This window comes from Paraburkholderia sp. GAS32 (assembly GCF_050434225.1).
GTDB classification, from domain to species: Bacteria; Pseudomonadota; Gammaproteobacteria; order Burkholderiales; family Burkholderiaceae; genus Paraburkholderia; species Paraburkholderia madseniana.
Genome location: NZ_JBNPVS010000020.1, coordinates 13,153 through 31,718 on the forward strand (window position 1 = coordinate 13,153; position 18,566 = coordinate 31,718).

Sequence of the window (18,566 nt, forward strand, 5' to 3'; positions counted from 1 at the left end):
AGTTCCAATCGCGACTTGGCGAGTTCCATGAGTTCCGTGACCAGCGTGTCAGCGGTCGACGTATTCAGGAGATACTTGCGCGATCTGTTCCATCACACTTCATGCCAGAAGGTTCATGCGATCACCCGTCGTTTGTTGCTTTTCAGGCAACATGAAAACCGCAGTGCGCAGTCTTCTATGCCGAACAAGATACGCATACGATAGCGTTCAGATTCGCTTCGTGCGCCATCAGCGCAGACGATTTCTGAATCACCAGGAAAAGGGCACTGACAAACCTCATGCAGGTCTTTCCCGCTCGAGTGTTACGACCACGACGAAATCATTTTCTCAGGATCATAAAATGTTTTCCCATGAGCTGCTTTCTCAGTATGGAGCGTTGATCGTATTCTTCAGCGTGCTTGCCTCATCGCTCGGTCTGCCGTTTCCTTCCATCACGACGCTAATGACGATCGGCGCGAGCATCGCCAGTGCGAGATATGACCTCGCGCGTACGCTGCTTCACTTCGTCATTCTGCTCGGTGCCGCCGTTTCCGGTGGTGTTCTTGGCGATTTTCTCTGGTTTCAAGGCGGCAAACGCTACGGCAGACGCACCCTCCAGTTGGTATGCAAACTGTCGTTCACGGGGCAACGATGTGTTACAAGATTCGAGTACTTCCTTTCTCGACGTGGTGCGCGTGCGTTGATGATTGTCCGCTTTGTGCCCGGGCTTTCGCTGATCGCCGTTCCTCTTTGCGGAGCGATGGCGATCAAAACGCGTTCCTTTCTATTGCACGACTGCGCCAGCGTAAGCATATGGGCATGCGCTGGCCTCCTCGCGGGCGCGTTTCTGCCCGGTCGACTCGCCCCATTGTTCGCACACCTCCATCAATCTGGATGGCAGATGCCATTGTTGGGCATCGTCGCGGTGGTTCTCCTTTGCTATCTGTGGCTTGCTCATAGGGCTCTCACACGAACCCCGATGGCAGACAGGCCACCGGGCACGCCCCCCTGTACCGCCGGCATCGCGGGCTATTGCTGATGGATAACGTATCAACTATATGTTGATGAGCGTCTGATCGACCGTCTGCTGAGTCTTGATCGTCTGTGCATTTGCCTGGTAGTCGCGCTGCGCCGTAATCAAATGAACAAGCTCCGCCGTCAGGTCCACGTTTGAGTCTTCGGTCTCACCGCCTTGCAGCACCCCATGATTGGTTGAACCGGGAGTGGAGATTTGAGCAACGCCAGATTCAGACGTCTGCGCATACGCGTTGTTTCCGAGATTCACGAGACCATTCGCATTGGCGAAGGTCGCGAGCACCACCTGGCCAAGGGCAAGCGTGGTGCCGTTCGAAAACGAGCCGGTCAATACGCCGTCAGGACCAACGGAGAACGACGTGAGTTGCCCTGAACTATTGCCGTCTGGCTGCAAACTGATTACGCCGTTCTTCCCGCCGTACTGCGTCGTACCTGTTAAATCCAGCGACAAGGATTGCGTCGTGACCCCACCGTCCGCACCGTTAGGGATGGTGAAGCTAAGGTTGGAAGCGCCAGGCGAAGTCAGGCGGCCCGAATTGTCAAACGTGATTGCTCCCAGATCGCCTGCCGGGTTCGGACCGACTGGAGTCAATGACGAACCCGAGGTCGCGTACACCTCATAAGAACCCGTTGCTTTTTTCAGTCACTTCCATGGTTGTCACGGACAACGACAACGTATCAATGATTCCCTGACTATCAGGCCTCTGCGCCACGAAGCAGGGAGCGGCGAAGTCGACATTCCATTCATTGACGCACACGAGACACGTCTCGAAGCCGTTCAATTCAGTTGGATCGCCGTGAACCGTAGTTAAGGGCACGGTTGAGTGCTTGTTCTTTGCGGGCGTCGGTTCCGGTTCGTTCAACTGCGCCGGAAAGAACGATGCTCTGATTTTCGGCTCCGCGTCGGGAGCGCGTGTCTGGCGCTCGTCCATTGCGAGCCTTACACGACCAATATTTACATCGCCGCCTTGAATATGGTTTCGACTGTGGTCGCGGTGCGTGAATGACGCGGCAATTTTCGGGGTTGCGATACGTGTCACTTCTCGGGACTCGTTGGCGAGGCTGAATTAACAGGCAATCGTTGCTTGCGACGGCGATCGTGCGCACATCATGAACTCCGTATCGCAAAAGAAGAACTGATAGATTCCAACGTCATGACCGGTAGATGTGAAGCTCCAACGGGAAGGCGCAGACGCGAGCGATCCACCGTCGTATGGTCTCTTCCTTTGGGGGCGCCCAATGCAAACGAAAATTTGCAGCAGTGGTTATACAAGGCATTAAGCCAGGCGATCATCACTGGCCGCTTGCCCCAAGGCGCTCTCCTCCCGGGTACGCGCACACTGGCACAACAGTACGGTCTTGCCAGGGGCACAGTCGCCGGAGCGTACGAACAATTGCTGTCGGAAGGTTATCTGGTGGCCCGCACCGGAAGCGGTACTCGGGTGAGCACCGCATTGCCCGACCACACATTTCCGTGTAACGCAGTGGCTTCACGGCAAACTGTCGCCGGCGACGAACCAGCAAAGGAACTACACGTTCCATGGATCAAGCGGCTCAGGGAGCATGATCCCCCCTTTCCGCTCTCTGGAGCGAACTCACTACCGCAGCCATTCTTTCCGCACCGTGGCGATATTCGCCTGTTCCCAGTCGATCTATGGCGGCAACTTCATGTACGGCAATTGCGCCCGTCGCGCCTGCTTACGCTCAACGACACAAGTCCTGGCGGTTTGCCCGCGTTGAGATTCGCCATCGCGGAACATCTGGCGATCGCGCGCGCAGTGAGAGTGTCGCCGGACCAGATCGTCATTGTGGGCGGTGTGCAACAGGCTCTCGACCTTTGCATGCGCCTGCTGAGCAAGCCTGGGGATTCCGTCTGGATGGAGGACCCCGGATATATGGGCGCGCGACAGATCATGCATGCGAGCGGCGTTCGGGTGGTTGATGTGCCCGTTGACCGGGACGGCCTCCGCGTGCAGGAGGGCATACACATGGCGCCGTCGGCTGTCCTCGCCTATGTCACTCCGTCGCGACAGGCTCCGCTGGGCATGCCGTTGTCCGCAGAACGGCGTTCTGCCTTGCTTCGCTGGGCGGCTTCGAATGATGCAATCATTTTCGAGGACGACTACGACAGCGAGTACTGCTTTCTCTCAAGACCACTTCCAGCGCTCCGGAGTCTGCCGGGCGCCGATTCCCGCGTAGTATTGGCGGGAACATTCAGTAAGCTGATGTTTCCCTCGCTACGGCTTGCCTTTGTCGTTTTACCCCCGCGTCTCGTCGAGCCGTTTATCCGGGCGACGCCAGTCACTGACCGAAGTGCTAACGGCTTGACACAGGCCGTCATGGCGGACTTTTTCGGCGACGGACATTTCGATAAGCACATGCGTCGCACCAGAAAGATCTATGCGACTCGCGCACAGGCGTTCGAACACACGGCTCTGAAACACTGGCAGGGCTTGATCGACTTCCCGCCGGCTTCAGCCGGTCTGGACGTTGTGGGCCGCCTGCCGCAGCTCGATGAGCGCACTGCCGTTCGAAGATTGAAGTTGGCCGGTGTCGACGCGGCGCCGTTGGGCCGATACACTCGGCGCCATAGCGTGGGCCAAGGTCTGGTGATGGGTTTCGCGCCCTTTAGTGAGGATGAAATGGACCGGGCCGCGCAACGCATGGTCGCGGCCTTACGCGAGAGCACATGAGCAGCTCAACCGAGGCAAGCTGGCGCGTGTTGCCGCCGCTTATGGCAACGTCTGAATGCTTCCGTTTCTCTGCGGCATATGCATCTGGGCCCGCTTTCGCTGCGCAGATCCGCCGGAACTGGAATCGGCCAGCCAAGACCCAAACACTGATGCCAGCGCCAAGCCAAACAGGTAAAACCAGAGCGTCGCCACACGAGCGTGCTTATTTCTCCGGCACGAGAACAGGCGCGCCTTTGTCCTTCAGAAGAAGCACGATGAACTTCGCCGGTTGGGTCTGGCTCGCGTTACGCCCGACGGTGTGTACATCGTTGGGACCTTCATAGAAGGTCTGCCCAGGCGTGAGCGTGACTTCCTTGCCGCCCTTGACCTGCATCACGATCGATCCCTCCAGCACATAGACGAAGGCGTGCGCGTGATGCCGATGAACTGGATCGACAGAACCCGGTGGATAGGTCACGGTGATCATCAGCGCTTCCTTGCCGGGATAGTCGTCGAGCGGCTTTGTCATCAGCGGTGTCACAACGGCTTCGGGAGCCGCCGCACAAGCCACGCCGATATGTGCGCCCGCGACGACGAGCATTGCGATTGCGGTGTTCTTTAGTGAAAACATGGTCTGCCTGCCAAATAACGCGTCCCGCACATGCGGGACGAAGGTGGAAAGGAATGGAAGAACCAGACGGTTCAGGCGAGATTCGTCTTGTCGAGGCCGAATGCCTTGTCGGCCGAACCCGGCACGGTCCTGAACGCTACGTTCGCGCGGTTCCAGGCGTTGATGGACATGACTTCGTACGTCAGGTCAGACAGTTCCTTCTCTGAGAACTGCGTACGTACATGTTCGTAGATATCGTCGGGCACGCCAGGCTCGGCAAGCTTGGTCAACGCTTCAGTCCACGCCAGTGCGGCGCGCTCGCGCGGCGCGAAGAGCGTCGATTCGCGCCAGATTGCCAGGTGATGGAGACGCAGTTCACGCTCGCCGTGCAGGCGTGCTTCCTTTACGTGCATGTCGACGCAAAACCCACAGCCATTGATCTGCGACGCCCGGATCGAAATGAGATCGCGGATCGATTCTTCGATTGCGCTGTCCTTCAGTTGATTGCTGAATTCAAGGAGTTTCTTGAACAACTCCGGCGATTGCTGAATGTAGTTGATACGCTGTGTCATGGACTTCTCCTGGTGAACACTCGCGCTTAGCGGATGTCGTTAGCGGCAATGCGCCGCACGAAGTCATCGTAGGCCGCCGTGGCGTAGCGCGGTAGGCCCGCAAACGGGCTCACGGTGTTGTCCCTTTGGCACCAATCAAACGCAACCTAGCGCAGGCAGGCCGGAGAAATATCAGCGTTCAGGTGTTGCAGTGTGCCGCGGCGATACGCGCCAGCTTGTCGGGATTGCGCTGCACGAGAATACGGACGATGCGCGCGCCGTCTGTTTCGAACGACTGCGCCGATTCGAGCTTGCCTTCGACAAATCGCAGCAGCGCCCATTGACCGTTGAGCATCACGAGCTTGATGCTGAGTTCGCTGCCGTAGCGCCGGCAAGCAGCATAGAAAAGCTGTGCGATGCGCCGGCCGCCAACCATCGGTTTCGGGAAGCTCGGCACCTTGCCGCCGCCGTCGCCGATCAGCATCGCGTCGTCAGCCAGCAAGGCATTGATCGCAGTGAAATCGCCGCGCTCCAGCGCCTGTGCGAAGGTCTGCAGCAGGCGGAGATGGGTTTCGCGCGGCACAGCATAGCGTGCCCGTTCTTCGCGTAGTTGCGCTTTGGCGCGGCTGACCAGTTGGCGGCACGCGGCCTCCGTCTTGCCGATGGCTTCAGCGACCTCATCATAGTCCGCGTCGAATACCTCGCGTAGCAGGAACGCTGCGCGTGCCTCCGGAGTCAGCCGCTCGAGCAGCATCAGAAAGGCCACGGATACGTCGTCGGCGCGTTCCCTGACCCCTTCTGGCGTAGCAGACGGGTCAGTCATTTCAGGTTCCGGCAACCATATACCCGAATAGTGTTCACGCTGAATTTTTACCGCGCGAAGACGGTCGATGCACAGGCGCGTCGCAACTGCGACAAGCCACGCTTCAGCATTTTCGATGGCCTCCCGCGGCGCCGCATGCCAGCGCAGCCAGACGTCCTGCACGATATCCTCGGCCTCGGCAATTGACCCCAGCATCCGATACGCAATCTTGTGAAGCCGAGGGCGAAGCCCATTGAAGGCACGCGCGTCGTCGTTCATGAACAGATCTCTCCAGCCGTGTGAATACATGAGCGCCAGTCCGACAACTCTCTGACACCAGGATATTGCCACGCATGGAATTGAGATCGTCGTGTGAGACGTCGTTGGCCGGATGGTCCGAGCATAATGCGGTGCCGGAATCGAACCTGGCCGTCATCATATGCATGTCTTGTCCTCAACATAAGACCAAAAACGGGCGCTTCCGTGTTGTCTGAAGAACAACAATCACAACTTGAGTCAACCGTTTAGCATGAAGTCTGACGGAAGATTTTTCGGTCATATGTCACAAAAGTCGAGCGTGCAACGTCTTAGGGGAGGAGCGGTCCGGTCAGTGTCAATTGGGCGCAGAACGTGGCACTGGGTGCGCACGTTGTCCGCGTCTTTTTTCATTACTCACCTGCGGTAGCCTAAGACACACAAAATGCATCTTGGAAAATCCTATAAGCTATTGGAGTTCTTGATCTGGACTCGACGACAGATCTACGGACTTCTCGTTTGCGGTTCCGTACCGGTCGCTCTGTACAAGTTTTTCGCTCTTACATGGCTGTCGGTACCTCTGACGATTGTGGTTCTGCTCGGAACCGCGACGTCGTTTATCGTTGGCTTCAAAAACGTTCAGACATACAACAGAGCAATGGACGCCCTCGACATCTGGATTGACATATTGAGCAGAAGCCGTCGCTGGGGCCAAATCGCACGCGATCTTGTCAAAGACGAAGACATTTCCCGAAAACTGGTGTATCGACACCTTGCCTGGCTGACCGCGCTGCGATATGAGCTACGTCGACCCCGTATCTGGGAAAGCACGAGCAAGCGTTCCAACGCTGAATATCGTCGGTTCTATCGCGTGCCGGAGTGGGAAAGAGACATTAGCGAATTATTGCCAGAATATTTGTCTCCGTCGGAAACAACGCAAGCGCTTTCCTCCACTTCTATCGCTACATTCGTGCTGAGCCTGCAAGGCGCTTCGCTCAAGATGCTTCACATTGCGGGGCACCTGAATTCAAGTTTCTACATGGAGCTTCAACGGGCGGTTGGGGATTTCATTGATCTCCAGTCAAGATCGGAACGTTTCAAGAATTTTCCCTATCCACGTCAATATGCAACAGTCAGTTCGCTATTCGTGAGGTTTTTTTGTTTGCTTTTCCCATTCGGGCTGCTTCACGAATTCGATAAGCTGAATGATGGAGTGAGTGGCTTCATGCATGGCAACATGGTATGGCTGGTGGTGCCATGCAGTGTCGCAGTATCGTGGATGTACACGTCGCTCGAACAGGTTGGGGAAAGCACGGAGAATCCGTTTGAAGGCGGCGCAAATGACGTTCCCATTTCAACGCTGTGCAGCATCATTGAGCGCGATCTGAAGGAGATGCTCGGAGAACGTGCCGACGATCCATCGAGCCAGACAATCATTGCGCTATAGAGAGTTCAGTGTCTTTGTTTAGTAGATCCTCTGTAGCGCGAGAGTCGTCATAGCCCGAGGTAAGATTGACGCGGCCAAGGTTTGCTCAAAGGAAGGCATCATGGGTGGAGCAGCCGGTCAGAAAGCGGGCGACAGACGCCAAGCTCCGCGGAGTGTGAATCCTGGCGTCCGTCGAAGGTCTATCGCCCGGGCTCGACGAGCATGCCTGGATGATCTGCCTGCGATCGGCGGCAACAAACACACGTGGTCCGAGAACCGGGCTCCCCAATGCCCATCGCTCGTACCCGTGGGCAACGCGATGGCCTATTGGTGACACCGCTTTTCACGGTGACTGCGTCGAATTCGGCTAGCGACACACTGCGTCCGCCTGATGGCTTGGTCGAATCGCACATTCTTGGCTCTATCGACCAAGCCGTGCGCTGGGTATCGTGAGCGTCGTTCCTCGTGGAGACGCACATGCCTGCCTCGCTTCGCTTCGTTCACCTCGACACGCCTGATTCGCTGCTGTCCGCATTCGACGTCATGCGTCAGTTGCGCCCGCGTCTGACGGACGCGCACTCGTTCGCCGCGCAGGTGGCGAGGCAGCATGCCGAAGGCTATCGCCTGCTCGCTGCGTCCGACGCGGGCAAAATCGTCGGCCTCGCCGGTTATCGCACGCTGACCAATCTGCTGTATGGCCGCTTTGTCTATGTCGACGATCTGGTTGTCGATGGCAGGCTGCAGCGAGGCGGCATCGGTGCCCAACTGCTCGACGCGGTACGGCAGATTGCGCATGATACCGGCTGCGCGGAATTCGTACTCGACACGGGCCTGCACATGCCGCTTGCGCAACGCTTCTATTTTCGCAATGGGCTGCTCGCCCGAGGCATGCATTTCGTCGAACCACTCGCCCCTCTTTCGCATCCAATAGCGGCGAACGCGCGCGGCAGCCGGATTTCCTGACACCTTATCTGCGCGACGCGTTCGGTTCGATCGGCATCCACAGCGTGCAGTTTCTTCTCTTGCAGGGACTTGTGATGGGCGAAGCGACGGTAGCTGAGGCGCTCGATTCGGCGCGCGTTCAACTCACCGGCGATGCGGTGCTCGCCTCGCTCGCCGCACAGGCGGTCGGCAGCGCGAGCACGCCGGCGGGTACGGTTGCGCAAGACGCTTAAAGCATCCCTGTCGCATCGAGCAAAGGCATGCCGCGCCGCACTTCTCCGGGATCTGGACACATGCCCCTCGCGTCAGCCGTCCAGACACGCGCGCAACGTTCGCGCGAGACGGCCGCCTCACGCGCATCGGCAATGTTCGCGAAGCCCATCACGAGGCCGCGCAGCGTGCGCCGCGCGCGGCCGTTCGCGTACCAGATCGAAAGCGGCAGCACCGCGAGCCCCGCCTTGCGGGCGCAGGCGGCGACGGCGACATCGTCGACCGGGCCATCGGGGCCTTCGGCGAACTGCACCGCGATTCAGTGCTCTGCCTGCCCCGCGCGTCCTGAACGCCTTGCGCACGCGACGAGTGTATCGCCGATGCCGGCAGCGACGTCGATACGAAGGTGCCCGCCGCGCCGCGCATCTGCAGGTAGCCCTCGTCGACGAGGATCGTGTAGGCGAGCTCGACCGTGCCGCGCGCCGTGCTCAGTTGCGTGGCGAGACCGCGCAGCGCAGGCACGCGATCGCCGGGACGCAGATGCCCCGCGGCGATCGCGGTCCTGAAACGCTCGCAGATCTGCAGATAGATCGGCAACTGCTGCCGCCGATCGATTTCGATGGTCAATGCGGGAGTCGGTACGGTCATGAGGGTCTCGCAGGCAAGGGGAGCGGCAATCGACATGGACTAGTCGGATCGACAATTCTTGGCACTTTTAGATAGAGCATGATTCTTCCACAATGGCCTCACGCGATGCGACGGCGGCGAACACTTTCACGCAATACGATGCCCGCCAGCGCCTCACATGTTCAGTTACTTTCATCTGGAGAATCTGCCATGAAGATCGTCGTAATCGGTGGTTCCGGCCTGATCGGCTCGCGTGTGGTCACGCTGCTCAGCGAAGCGGGTCATGAGGCGCTTGCCGCGTCGCCGCGCACCGGCGTAAACGCCGTTACGGGCGAAGGCCTGAGCAACGCGCTCGTGGGCGCAGACGTCGTAGTGGATGTGACGAACGCGCCATCGTGGGAGCCGCAGGCGGTGCTCGACTTTTTCCGCACCTCGGCCCGTAACCTCGGCAAAGCCGAAGTGGCCGCAGGGGTACGTCATCACGTCGCGCTATCAATCGTCGGCTGCGACCGCACGCCGGAGAACGCGTATTTCGTTGCCAAGGTTGCACAGGAAGAAGTGATCGAAGCGGCGGGCGTGCCGTACACGATCGTGCGCGCGACCCAGTTCATGGAGTTCATCGGCGGTATCGCGGATTTCAGCACGGTCGGCGGCACGGTGCGCGTCGGCGACGGCCTGTTCCAGCCGATCGCCGCGGACGACGTCGCGGCGAGCCTCGCGCAGATCGCGCTCGCCGCGCCGCTGAACGGCACGGTCGAGATCGCCGGCCCGGACCGCGCGCCCTTCGCGGAGATCGTCACCCGTTATCTGAAATCGGTAGGCGACGCCCGCCCGGTGGTGACGGATCGCGATGCGCTGTACTACGGCGGCCGTGTCGAGGAGCAATCGCTCGTGCCGCTCGGCGATGCGCGGATCGGCCGCGTCAGTCTCGACCAGTGGCTGGCGCAGGCTAAAAAGGGTTGATTGCAGGTTTGTGCGAAATCTGAATCAACGCGCCTACATTTGACTTGATCGGCGCCATCGGCCCGATGGGCGTTGAAGCCGAACAAAATTTTCTGGGTAAAACATGAGCACGTCACAAAAGGTTGTCGTCGTTACCGGCGCATCGCAAGGTATAGGCGCCGAAGTCGTCAAGGCGTTTCGTAAGCTCGACTACCGCATTGTTGCGACGGCACGTTCGATCAAGCCGTCGGACGACGCGAACATCCTGACCGTCGCCGGCGATATTGGTGACCCGGCAACCGCCCAGCGTGTCATTTCCGAAGGTGTTGCACGATTTGGCCGGATCGACACGCTGGTGAACAACGCCGGCATATACATCGGGAAGCCCTTCACCCAACATACCGCCGAAGACTACGCCGCGGTTGTGAATGTGAATATCGCGGGTTTCTATCACATCACGCAACTCGCCATCGCCGAAATGGAAAGGCATTCGAGCGGCCACGTGGTGAGCGTGACCTCCAGCGCCGTTGACGCTGCAATCAGCGGCGTGCATTCGGTACTGGCGGCCCTGACGAAGGGGGGACTGAACGCCGCTACGAAGTCGCTGGCGATTGAATACGCCAGAAAAGGTATTCGCGTGAATGCCGTCGCGCCGGGGATCATCAAGACGCCGATGCACGCGCCGGAAACCCATGAAGCGCTGGGCGCCTTCCATCCGCTTGGGCGCATGGGTGAGATGAGCGATATCGCCGACGCGATTCTGTTCCTTGATTCCGCACCGTTCATCACGGGAGAAATCCTGCACGTCGACGGCGGCCAGAGCGCCGGCCGCTAAAAACTAAAAAAACCTCGGGCACCGTGAACTGCACCCCAAAAGTTGGACACCCGTCCAACGATTTGGGGTAGTTCACTAAATGGCACGGCGACTTTACGGATTTCATCGGAACTTGCTGGAATACTTCATGGTGCCGGGGACCGGACTTGAACAGTTGGCGCAAAACTAAACCAGCGAACAATCCAATAATTTAGGGCCATATTAAATACCCCAAAAATATCCCCAAAATGGCGTGCTACTTTGGTTCGATTACCGGGTGAGATTCCCACTTCGACGGGAGACAGTGAGGTTCGCAACCGACGGTTTTGGTCAATTGTCGTCGGATGAGTGCGAGCAAGCCTGGACTGCGGAAAAGTCGGCGGACGCGTTAAGAAGGGGAGTGTCGCGTGCTACAGATTTGCTATCAGCAATGGTGGCAATTCATATCTGACAGGCCTCGCGCCTGTCATTCCCTCCCCTAAATTATCGCCGCCGGGGAAGACCCTGCAAAGTGATTTTGAGCGGCTCAGTTCGGCCGATAGTGTTGAAAAAGTCGTGTTTTGGCTCATGACGATGGTTTGAGGCCGAAGTTTATCCAGCAGAGAACAGCGCGACAAAGCTCGGTGTGTTGATATAACCGGCAATCGCAGCCAGAACAGTATCTTCGGATTTCAGCAGACCCTGTGCGGAAAATCCGGGCATGGTCGCCTCGCTATCGGACCCGTCGCCTGCAATCCGTTTCCGGCGCCTCAGCCGCCGGAATCATCTGACCCGGGGACCTCCCGGCGGCGACGTGGCGGGCAATCAAACGAAACCAGCCCGTCCCCGCCTTCTTCCCGGGCTGGGACCGCCGGTACATCCGACCTGGCTCAGTGCGCGACCGCGTGAAGCTCGGCGATGTAACCGCCCGGGAACTGCACGAGCGCGGCGTCGCGGCCACCCGAGGTGAACGGCTGCACGAGTACGGTCGCGCCGGCCGCCTGCGCTTTCTTCAGCGTGTTGGCGAGATCCTTCACCTCGTAGCCGGTCAACTCGTACCCGAACGGGTAAGGCAGATGGCCGTCTGTCACGAGGACGGTGATCTTGCCGAAGCCTGATTCGATCCGGACCCGACGATACGTGTCGGCCGGCCGGCCAATCTCGATGCCCGGTGCGTTGCGGTCATCGGACACGACCTTGCCGTGCGAGAACACGACGAAATCGTGGATGAGCGCTTTCGCGCGCTCCGGCGACACATACACGCGATTTTCCGGCACCGTCTCCAGCGGATCGTAGTACGGCGCCTGCTTGTGCCAGTACAGCTGCATGTGCACACCACCCGGCCACGAGATCAGCGCATCACGCCCGATCGGATCCGGGAACGTGTCCACATATACATCCGCGCCATGCGCCATCGCCGACTTCACCGCCGCATCCATGTCGGTCACGAGATAGCCGGTGCGCTCACTGCCGAACGGGTACGGAACCGGCGTCTTGAAGCCAAATACTGACAACGTGCCGACCGGCGTGAACACGAGCTGCGACATCGTCCGGCTCGGCGTCGGCGTCACCTGGAAGACGCCCCGCTGCGACTTATGGCCGCCAAACGTCGCGACGAAGCTGTCGGTAAACCTGTCGAAGTCCTCGGGCGCGACGTAGACGTGTGTCGTGTCGTACTGCGGCCCTACGGCCAACGACGGCGTCGCCGTGGGCCTGGCTAGCACCGGGGGGCTGGCTAGTGCCAGCGACGAGGCCACGGCGAGCGTGCCCGCGACCAGCGCGGTTACAGCGAGGGAACGGAATTTACGCATGATGTTGAAAGTTCCTCTGTTATGCATGATGGTGAAAGTTCCTCTTTCGGTTTAGCTATGTCTTGCCACGGGACCGGTGTGCGCCGCTCGCCAGATACGTCACGGCAATAAAGGCGGCAATCAGCCCGAGGTGCTCAAAAAACCCGTTCAATGCGATGAAACGTGCATTGCCAGAGAGACTCCAGAAATTGTTGGCGACCAGCATGGCAACGGCGGTCAGTGCGGACAGCCCGCCTGCGCCCAGCCAGACAAGCCGGTTGAAAACCACGCAGAAGGAGCCGCCCAGTTCGACGACAATCGCCAGCGTCGCCCACAGCGCCCCTGGATGCAGGCTGAAATGCTCCTGCTCCAGAATGGCGTCATGGAAATGCGCGAGCTTGTCGATGCCCCCGATCAGATACGCAGACACGAGGGCGAGCCGCGCCAGCGGCAGCACCCACGACCGTGCCAGCAACGCGGCCACCCACGACGGATTTCCCTGTAGCGCGCCTGTCCTCACGTCAGACCGCCCAGCAGGAGCAGCCGAGCGCGCCCCAGAAGCCATGCAGGTCCGAGGTCGGCGCATTGGCCGTCCACGCGCGGGCATGCGCGTGACCGTGCACACCGCATGCCGTCGCACAACCACACGACGCCGCTGCGACCTGCTGCAGCGCCGCTTCGCCGTTGCCGCTCGCGTTCTTCCACCCGGCGAAACCACCAAAGCGACGCACCGGTGACCAGTCCGGCATCGCGGGCGGCGGTGCGCTGTCGTCGAACGACGCGAATTCGCCTGTGCCGTATACCACCTTGCCACCCACCACGGTCAGCAGCGACGTGGTATCGGCAATCTCGCCCTCAGCGCACGCAAAGAAGTCGCGGTCCGGGACGATCAGGTCTGCAAACTGACCTGCCTCGATCCGGCCTTTCTTGCCCTCCTCGTTCGAGAACCAGGTCACATTTTCGGTCCACATGCGCAGGGCTGTTTCGCGATCAAGGCAGTTCCGCTGCGGATACATCCGCAGACCACCCACCGTCTTGCCCGTCACCAGCCACGACAGCGATACCCAAGGGTTGTACGACGCGACCCGTGTTGCGTCCGTACCGGACGAAGTCCGGATTCCCTTCTCCAGCATCTTCGCAACCGGCGGCGTGGCCTCGGCGGCCTTCGCACCGTAGCGCTCTACAAAGTACTCTCCCTGGTACGCCATCCGGTGCTGCACCGCGACGCCACCACCCAGCGCAGCGACTCGGTCCATCGATTTCTCGGAAATCGTCTCGGCGTGATCGAAGAACCAGTTGATGCCGGCAAGCGGCACGTCCCTGTTGACCTTCTCGAACACGTCGAGCGCGCGGCTTATCGTTTCGTCATAGGTCGCATGCATACGCCACGGCCAACGGTTCTCCGCCAGTACGCGCACAACTTCTTCCAGCTCTCCCTCCATCTGCGGGGGCATATCCGGACGTGCGACACGGAAGTCCTCGAAGTCCGCCGCCGAGAACACCAGATTCTCGCCTGCGCCGTTGTGGCGGAAGTAATCGTTACCCTGCTTGTACTTCGACGTCTTCGTCCAGTTCAGGAAGTCTTCCTTCTCCGCCTTCGGCTTCTGCGTGAACAGGTTGTATGCGAGACGGATCGTCAGTTGGCCCTCGTCGGACAGTTTCTGGATCACCTCGTAATCGTCCGGATAGTTCTGGGAGCCGCCGCCCGCGTCGATCGCACCGGTCACGCCCAACCGGTTAAGTTCGCGCATGAAGTGGCGTGTCGAATTCACCTGATAGTCGAACGGCAGCTTCGGACCCTTTGCCAGCGTCGCGTACAGGATCGATGCATTCGGCTGCGCGAGCAGCAGGCCGGTCGGATTGCCGGCGCTGTCTCGCACGATCTGTCCTCCCGGGGGCTCCGGCGTGTCCTTCGTGTAGCCCGCCACGCGCAGAGCCGCCGCATTCAGTAGCGCGCGATCGTACAAATGCAGAATGAACACGGGTGTATCGGGCGCAACCGCATTCAGCTCTTCGATCGTGGGCAAGCGTTTCTCGTCGAATTGATGCTCGGTGAATCCACCCACCACGCGCACCCATTGCGGCGCCGGAGTGACGGCAACCTGCTCGCGCAGCATGTCCATCGCGGTGGCAAGGGAGCGCACGCCATCCCAACGCAGCTCCATGTTGAAGTTCAGTCCGCCGCGAATGATGTGAATGTGGTTGTCGATCAGTCCGGGCAGTACTCTGCGCCCCGTCAGGTCGATCACCCGGGTTGATGACCCTGCGAGCGGCAGAACCTCGACGTCGCTGCCCACCGCAGCAAACTTGCCATCCTTGATCGCAACAGCCGTTGCCGTGGGGTTCGAACGATCCAGCGTCGTCACCCGGCCGTTGTAGAGGATCAGGTCCGGTTGAGTAATGGTAATGCTCATGAGTGTTCCTCCTCGTTGCCATCAAGCCCCCGGTCTGCCTGCAACACGGCATGACCCGACCGGGTGCTGGAAAGACGATCGGTTCCGCTCGCCTGATGCGATAGCGCCGGTGGCGTCGAATAACCCAACAACTGCCTCGCGGAAGGAATCGCCTGCTCGCCGATCAGCATGCCCAGCAGACCCAGCAGTGCGATAAGCGGAGGTGCTGGCGAACGTACATTGATCAGGCTATAGATAATGCCGACCAGGATGCCGGCGCCCAGCGATAACAGATAGAGTTTCATTGGTCCTGCCCTGACGTTGAAATATCGGATTGAAGCGCGCCAGTCGCTCGAGTTAATTACGCAAAGGAGCGAGATCGACTGGCCGCATCACCAATTGCAGATCACGTCAACCTACGATTATTCACAGAAACAATCGGATAACTGATTTAATTGCGCGACGTTAATAATGTTATATATATCGTTATGCTAACTATAAAACAATCACCGTGTTGCTGATCGCTGTCACCGGCAAACCCGCACTTCGATTATCGCCACCGGCTCCACCCCGGCGATAAACGACCAAGGCCGAGCGGGTATGACAAATCTTGTTCAGTGTCCCTCGGAACCGCCGAACATTGTCTTCGCATAGATCAGACCCAGTCCGTAACCGCCGCCATGCGCAACCGAGGTTTTAACTGTTTCATTGTAGGTTTCGGTCCGAGCCCAATCGCGTTGCAACTCGAGCAAATACTGCAGCGACGTCATCGGGCGTGCGCCCTGTTGGACGAGACGATCTAGCGCACGTTGATGCGCTTCGTCCGAAACATCGCCGCACGCATCAGTGATCACGTACACCTCAAACCCCTGATCAAGCGCTGAAAGCGCCGGCCCGACGATACAGACGCTGGTCCAGAGACCCGCCATCACGATGCGTGATTTTCCGATTTCATTTACGCGAGCTGTGATGCGCGGGTCCTCCCACATATTCATGTTAGTCCGATCGATCGCCGTCTGACCAGGAAATGTCGAGCTGATTTCTTCGAAAATCGGACCGGAGAAGACCTTTTCTGCGACAGTAGTCAGAATCGTCGACACGCTAAACTCGCGGGCCGCCTTCGCGACCAATGCGACATTGTTGCGCAGAAGAACCGCATCGATCGACTTCGTCGCGAATGCCATCTGCGACTGATGGTCGATCATTATCAGTGTGTGATCGTTAGGGGACAAAAGAGTCTTTCCGGGCTTCGCTTGTGCTTGGGTCATCTTCAATACTCCAGTCGATTGGGAATGCGCGAAATACTTCGATTGCGCGGTTTGTTGCAATCTCTCGCATGCGTTCTCGTGATGTCACATCCATTTCAGAATTCTCACGATACGCACGATCAGACGGTACACGAACGCAAGCCGGCGGATGATCTCGACGGCGGTCCACCTATTCATCAAGCCGCTCGTGCGTTGAGGAGAAGTTTGGATGACATCATCGGTATTAGCCAATTCGAAATACTTGCAAGGCCGATTACTAGCGCTAATCGATCCGACACGTGAAGCGAACCGCGTACTTATCGCGAGGTGCGCCCGACTGGAGGTTCAAAGCAAGCAAGCGACACGCTTCTTCGGTAATCACTTCAACGAAATCGAAAATCAGCGAATCGCGCTCTTTCAAACGCGAGAACCATTTGAACCGACATCGGCTCCATGTCATTGATGAGCCTATAGTTGATTGTCTGCGGCAATGACGTGAACGGGTTGATCGCACCGGTCACTACTCCAGGTCTCTGTTCGATCAGCGTAGTTCCGGCTTGCGCCTGCAAGTTTTCGTAGACGAAATTTGCCCTGAGGCCGGTGCTTTAGAAATGCGCTACGGTCGATTGGTAGAGAGGAGCATTTGCCCGCGCGCCGAGGTGATCAGACGCTCAGCACAAGGTCGACAAGTTTGAGGCAGTCGACGTTCGCGAGTCGGTGGTGGCTGCGCATCAGCAGCGCACAGTTCGATTCGAGCAGAGGCTCCGTTAGAATCTCCGCATCGTTGAGCACGCTGCCTGCTGGCAAAGATAACCCCAATCGATGCAGTTTTTTTAGCGCGGCGATTTGCTGCGCCGTGTTCATCTCGTGGCGCTCAACCGTGATGGCTAGATATAGCGCCCGAAACCGAATCAACACGAGCGGGATGAACGGCAGATTGGCATCTCCAATGTGGCCAACCGAGATCTTGAAACTCTGATAGCCCGCCGCTTCCCGAATAATCCGTAGCACCTGCTCTACCTGCCGGATGATGGCATCGACGCTGTCGCGTAGTGCTCGCTTGGCAGAGTCAACGTTACTTCACGCCGATCACGGTTGAGCAGGCGCACCTAAATGCTGCCTATCGACTGGAGGCGCGAGGCGCAGTAGCGCGGGTTTGCGCGCAACGCGCTTCTTCAGCCGCCAGATCGAGAAAGTCAAGTATCAGTGAATTGCGTTCGTTTGTGCGCGACAGCATCTGGACCGTTACGGGCTCGAGGCCGTTGATCTGCCGGTAGCGCAAAGTTTTTGGAAGCGACGAGAATAGGTATGTGGTGCCGATCATTGCGCCGAGCCCTTGTTCGATGAGCGTGACGCCAACTTGTACCTGCGTCGTTTCATAGATGAAGTTTGGTGTGAAGCCAGCTTGCTGGAACTGAGCAACCATCGAGTCATAAAGCGGCGCATTGACCGCACGTGCCGAGCCGATCAATCGCTCCTGCGCAAGATCGCAAAGGTTCAGACAGTCGACGTTTGCCAGCCGGTGATCGCTGCGCATCAACAAGACCCAGTCTGCTTCGAACAGCGGCTGAACCAGTACGTCGTCGTTGTCTGGTGCAGTGTCGACCAATACGCCGAAGCCGATGTCGATCTGTTTCTTGGTCAGCGCGGTGATCTGCTGCGCCGTGTTCATCTCGTGGCGCTCTATCGTTATGTCCGGATATAGTGTCTGCAAACGAATGAGCGCAGGCGGAATAAACGGCAGATTCGCGTACTCGACCAGACCGATCGAGAGCCTGGATTCTCGACTGCCTGCGGCATCCTGCGCTTCACGCAACGCGCGCTCAACCTGAGCGAAGATGGCGTCGGCGCTGTTCCGCAGAGCCTCGCCCGAAGCGGTCAGCGTCACGCCGCGCCGGTCGCGGTTCAGTAATTGCGCGCCCACCAGTTCTTCCAGTTTCGCAATCTGCTGGCTAAGCGCAGATTGCGTTATCGACGCGAGGTCGGCCGCCCGGCCGAAATGGAGTTCCCGCGCAAGAATCGAGAAGTAGCGCAGTTGACGCAATTCAATCGCTTTCATGTGGCTCTCGTGTCGAATGTCCGTTGCCAGTCCGGCAGATCGCTGCCGTCCACTGCTTGCGAGTATTGGCCAGGTGCGCCACGCCGCCCCCGGGTATCGAACGTAGAATACGAACGAGGCGCGCCTCTCGCACCGTTGGCCTCGGCGACAGTCAAAGCTGCCGTTCGCCCCGACTAGTCCCCCATCGTCAGCTCAGTAACGGATTGTGGAAAAAGTCTGCCGACGTACGGATT

The 18,566-nt window shown here is 58.8% G+C and carries 18 protein-coding genes and 2 pseudogenes; 7 read left to right on the forward strand and 13 right to left on the reverse strand.

Going from position 1 to position 18,566, the window contains the following annotated elements; genetic code table 11:
• Nucleotides 1-151 precede the first annotated feature (151 nt).
• A complete protein-coding gene (locus P3T25_RS23190; protein ID WP_233469083.1) occupies nt 152-1,018 on the forward strand; it encodes a DedA family protein in 867 nt (288 codons plus the stop codon).
• Between the two features lie 15 nt (nt 1,019-1,033).
• Here the strand turns inward: P3T25_RS23190 and P3T25_RS23195 are convergent.
• Together P3T25_RS23195 and P3T25_RS23200 are read right to left on the reverse strand one after the other, a co-directional pair.
• Nucleotides 1,034-1,654, reverse strand: a pseudogene (locus P3T25_RS23195) (flagellar hook-basal body complex protein); the annotation flags it as partial.
• The gene (locus tag P3T25_RS23200) at nt 1,632-2,054 is read right to left on the reverse strand and encodes a hypothetical protein (protein ID WP_171928991.1); all 423 of its coding nucleotides are present in this window, start codon (nt 2,052-2,054) and stop codon (nt 1,632-1,634) included. The gene P3T25_RS23200 and the pseudogene P3T25_RS23195, both read right to left, overlap by 23 nt.
• A gap of 45 nt (nt 2,055-2,099) precedes the next feature.
• On the opposite strand from P3T25_RS23200, the gene P3T25_RS23205 reads away from it, so the two are divergent.
• Entirely contained in the window at nt 2,100-3,707 is a 1,608-nt protein-coding gene (locus P3T25_RS23205) for a PLP-dependent aminotransferase family protein (RefSeq protein WP_429359048.1), read from the forward strand.
• Between the two features lie 202 nt (nt 3,708-3,909).
• Here P3T25_RS23205 and P3T25_RS23210 read toward each other — a convergent pair whose 3' ends face one another.
• From P3T25_RS23210 to P3T25_RS23220, 3 genes are all read right to left on the reverse strand, one after another.
• On the reverse strand, nt 3,910-4,317 hold the full coding sequence (locus P3T25_RS23210; protein ID WP_115105177.1) for a cupin domain-containing protein: 408 nt from the start codon (nt 4,315-4,317) through the stop codon (nt 3,910-3,912).
• A gap of 71 nt (nt 4,318-4,388) precedes the next feature.
• Nucleotides 4,389-4,868: a carboxymuconolactone decarboxylase family protein gene (locus tag P3T25_RS23215; RefSeq protein WP_171928992.1), complete on the reverse strand. Its 480-nt coding sequence runs from the start codon at nt 4,866-4,868 to the stop codon at nt 4,389-4,391.
• A 178-nt stretch (nt 4,869-5,046) separates the two neighbouring features.
• Nucleotides 5,047-5,928, reverse strand: a complete 882-nt coding sequence (locus P3T25_RS23220; protein WP_171928993.1) for an RNA polymerase sigma-70 factor — start codon at nt 5,926-5,928, stop codon at nt 5,047-5,049.
• A gap of 421 nt (nt 5,929-6,349) precedes the next feature.
• Here P3T25_RS23220 and P3T25_RS23225 point away from each other — a divergent pair, with 421 nt between their 5' ends.
• The 3 genes from P3T25_RS23225 (at nt 6,350) to P3T25_RS23235 (ending at nt 8,505) form a co-directional block, all read left to right on the forward strand.
• Nucleotides 6,350-7,351, forward strand: coding sequence for a bestrophin family protein (locus tag P3T25_RS23225; protein WP_266237172.1), 1,002 nt, complete (start codon nt 6,350-6,352; stop codon nt 7,349-7,351).
• Between the two features lie 456 nt (nt 7,352-7,807).
• A complete protein-coding gene (locus tag P3T25_RS23230; protein WP_266237174.1) occupies nt 7,808-8,293 on the forward strand; it encodes a GNAT family N-acetyltransferase in 486 nt (161 codons plus the stop codon).
• A 44-nt stretch (nt 8,294-8,337) separates the two neighbouring features.
• A complete protein-coding gene (locus P3T25_RS23235; protein ID WP_171928997.1) occupies nt 8,338-8,505 on the forward strand; it encodes a hypothetical protein in 168 nt (55 codons plus the stop codon).
• A 322-nt stretch (nt 8,506-8,827) separates the two neighbouring features.
• Here the strand turns inward: P3T25_RS23235 and P3T25_RS23240 are convergent.
• Nucleotides 8,828-9,130, reverse strand: a pseudogene (locus P3T25_RS23240) (GntR family transcriptional regulator); the annotation flags it as partial.
• A gap of 189 nt (nt 9,131-9,319) precedes the next feature.
• Here P3T25_RS23240 and P3T25_RS23245 point away from each other — a divergent pair.
• Together P3T25_RS23245 and P3T25_RS23250 are read left to right on the forward strand one after the other, a co-directional pair.
• Nucleotides 9,320-10,072, forward strand: coding sequence for an SDR family oxidoreductase (locus P3T25_RS23245; protein WP_429359049.1), 753 nt, complete (start codon nt 9,320-9,322; stop codon nt 10,070-10,072).
• A 103-nt stretch (nt 10,073-10,175) separates the two neighbouring features.
• Nucleotides 10,176-10,886: an SDR family NAD(P)-dependent oxidoreductase gene (locus P3T25_RS23250; RefSeq protein ID WP_171927802.1), complete on the forward strand. Its 711-nt coding sequence runs from the start codon at nt 10,176-10,178 to the stop codon at nt 10,884-10,886.
• 848 nt (nt 10,887-11,734) lie between these two features.
• On the opposite strand, the gene P3T25_RS23255 is transcribed toward P3T25_RS23250, so the two are convergent.
• From P3T25_RS23255 to P3T25_RS23285, 7 genes are all read right to left on the reverse strand, one after another.
• The gene (locus tag P3T25_RS23255) at nt 11,735-12,655 is read right to left on the reverse strand and encodes a glyoxalase (protein ID WP_171927803.1); all 921 of its coding nucleotides are present in this window, start codon (nt 12,653-12,655) and stop codon (nt 11,735-11,737) included.
• A 55-nt stretch (nt 12,656-12,710) separates the two neighbouring features.
• Complete coding sequence (locus tag P3T25_RS23260) at nt 12,711-13,118, reverse strand: DoxX family protein (RefSeq protein ID WP_372342368.1); 408 nt, start codon at nt 13,116-13,118, stop codon at nt 12,711-12,713.
• Nucleotides 13,119-13,155: 37 nt separating this feature from the next.
• The gene (locus P3T25_RS23265; RefSeq protein ID WP_171927805.1) at nt 13,156-15,048 is read right to left on the reverse strand and encodes an amidohydrolase; all 1,893 of its coding nucleotides are present in this window, start codon (nt 15,046-15,048) and stop codon (nt 13,156-13,158) included.
• Nucleotides 15,045-15,332 (reverse strand): DUF1427 family protein, encoded by a 288-nt coding sequence (locus tag P3T25_RS23270; protein ID WP_154562628.1) that lies wholly within the window; start codon nt 15,330-15,332, stop codon nt 15,045-15,047. Before P3T25_RS23270 ends, P3T25_RS23265 begins: the two co-directional genes overlap by 4 nt.
• A 309-nt stretch (nt 15,333-15,641) precedes the next feature.
• Complete coding sequence (locus P3T25_RS23275) at nt 15,642-16,295, reverse strand: hydrolase (RefSeq protein WP_171927806.1); 654 nt, start codon at nt 16,293-16,295, stop codon at nt 15,642-15,644.
• 642 nt (nt 16,296-16,937) lie between these two features.
• Nucleotides 16,938-17,138: a hypothetical protein gene (locus tag P3T25_RS23280; protein ID WP_171927807.1), complete on the reverse strand. Its 201-nt coding sequence runs from the start codon at nt 17,136-17,138 to the stop codon at nt 16,938-16,940.
• A gap of 256 nt (nt 17,139-17,394) precedes the next feature.
• Nucleotides 17,395-18,333, reverse strand: coding sequence for a LysR substrate-binding domain-containing protein (locus P3T25_RS23285; RefSeq protein WP_171927808.1), 939 nt, complete (start codon nt 18,331-18,333; stop codon nt 17,395-17,397).
• Nucleotides 18,334-18,566 lie beyond the last annotated feature (233 nt).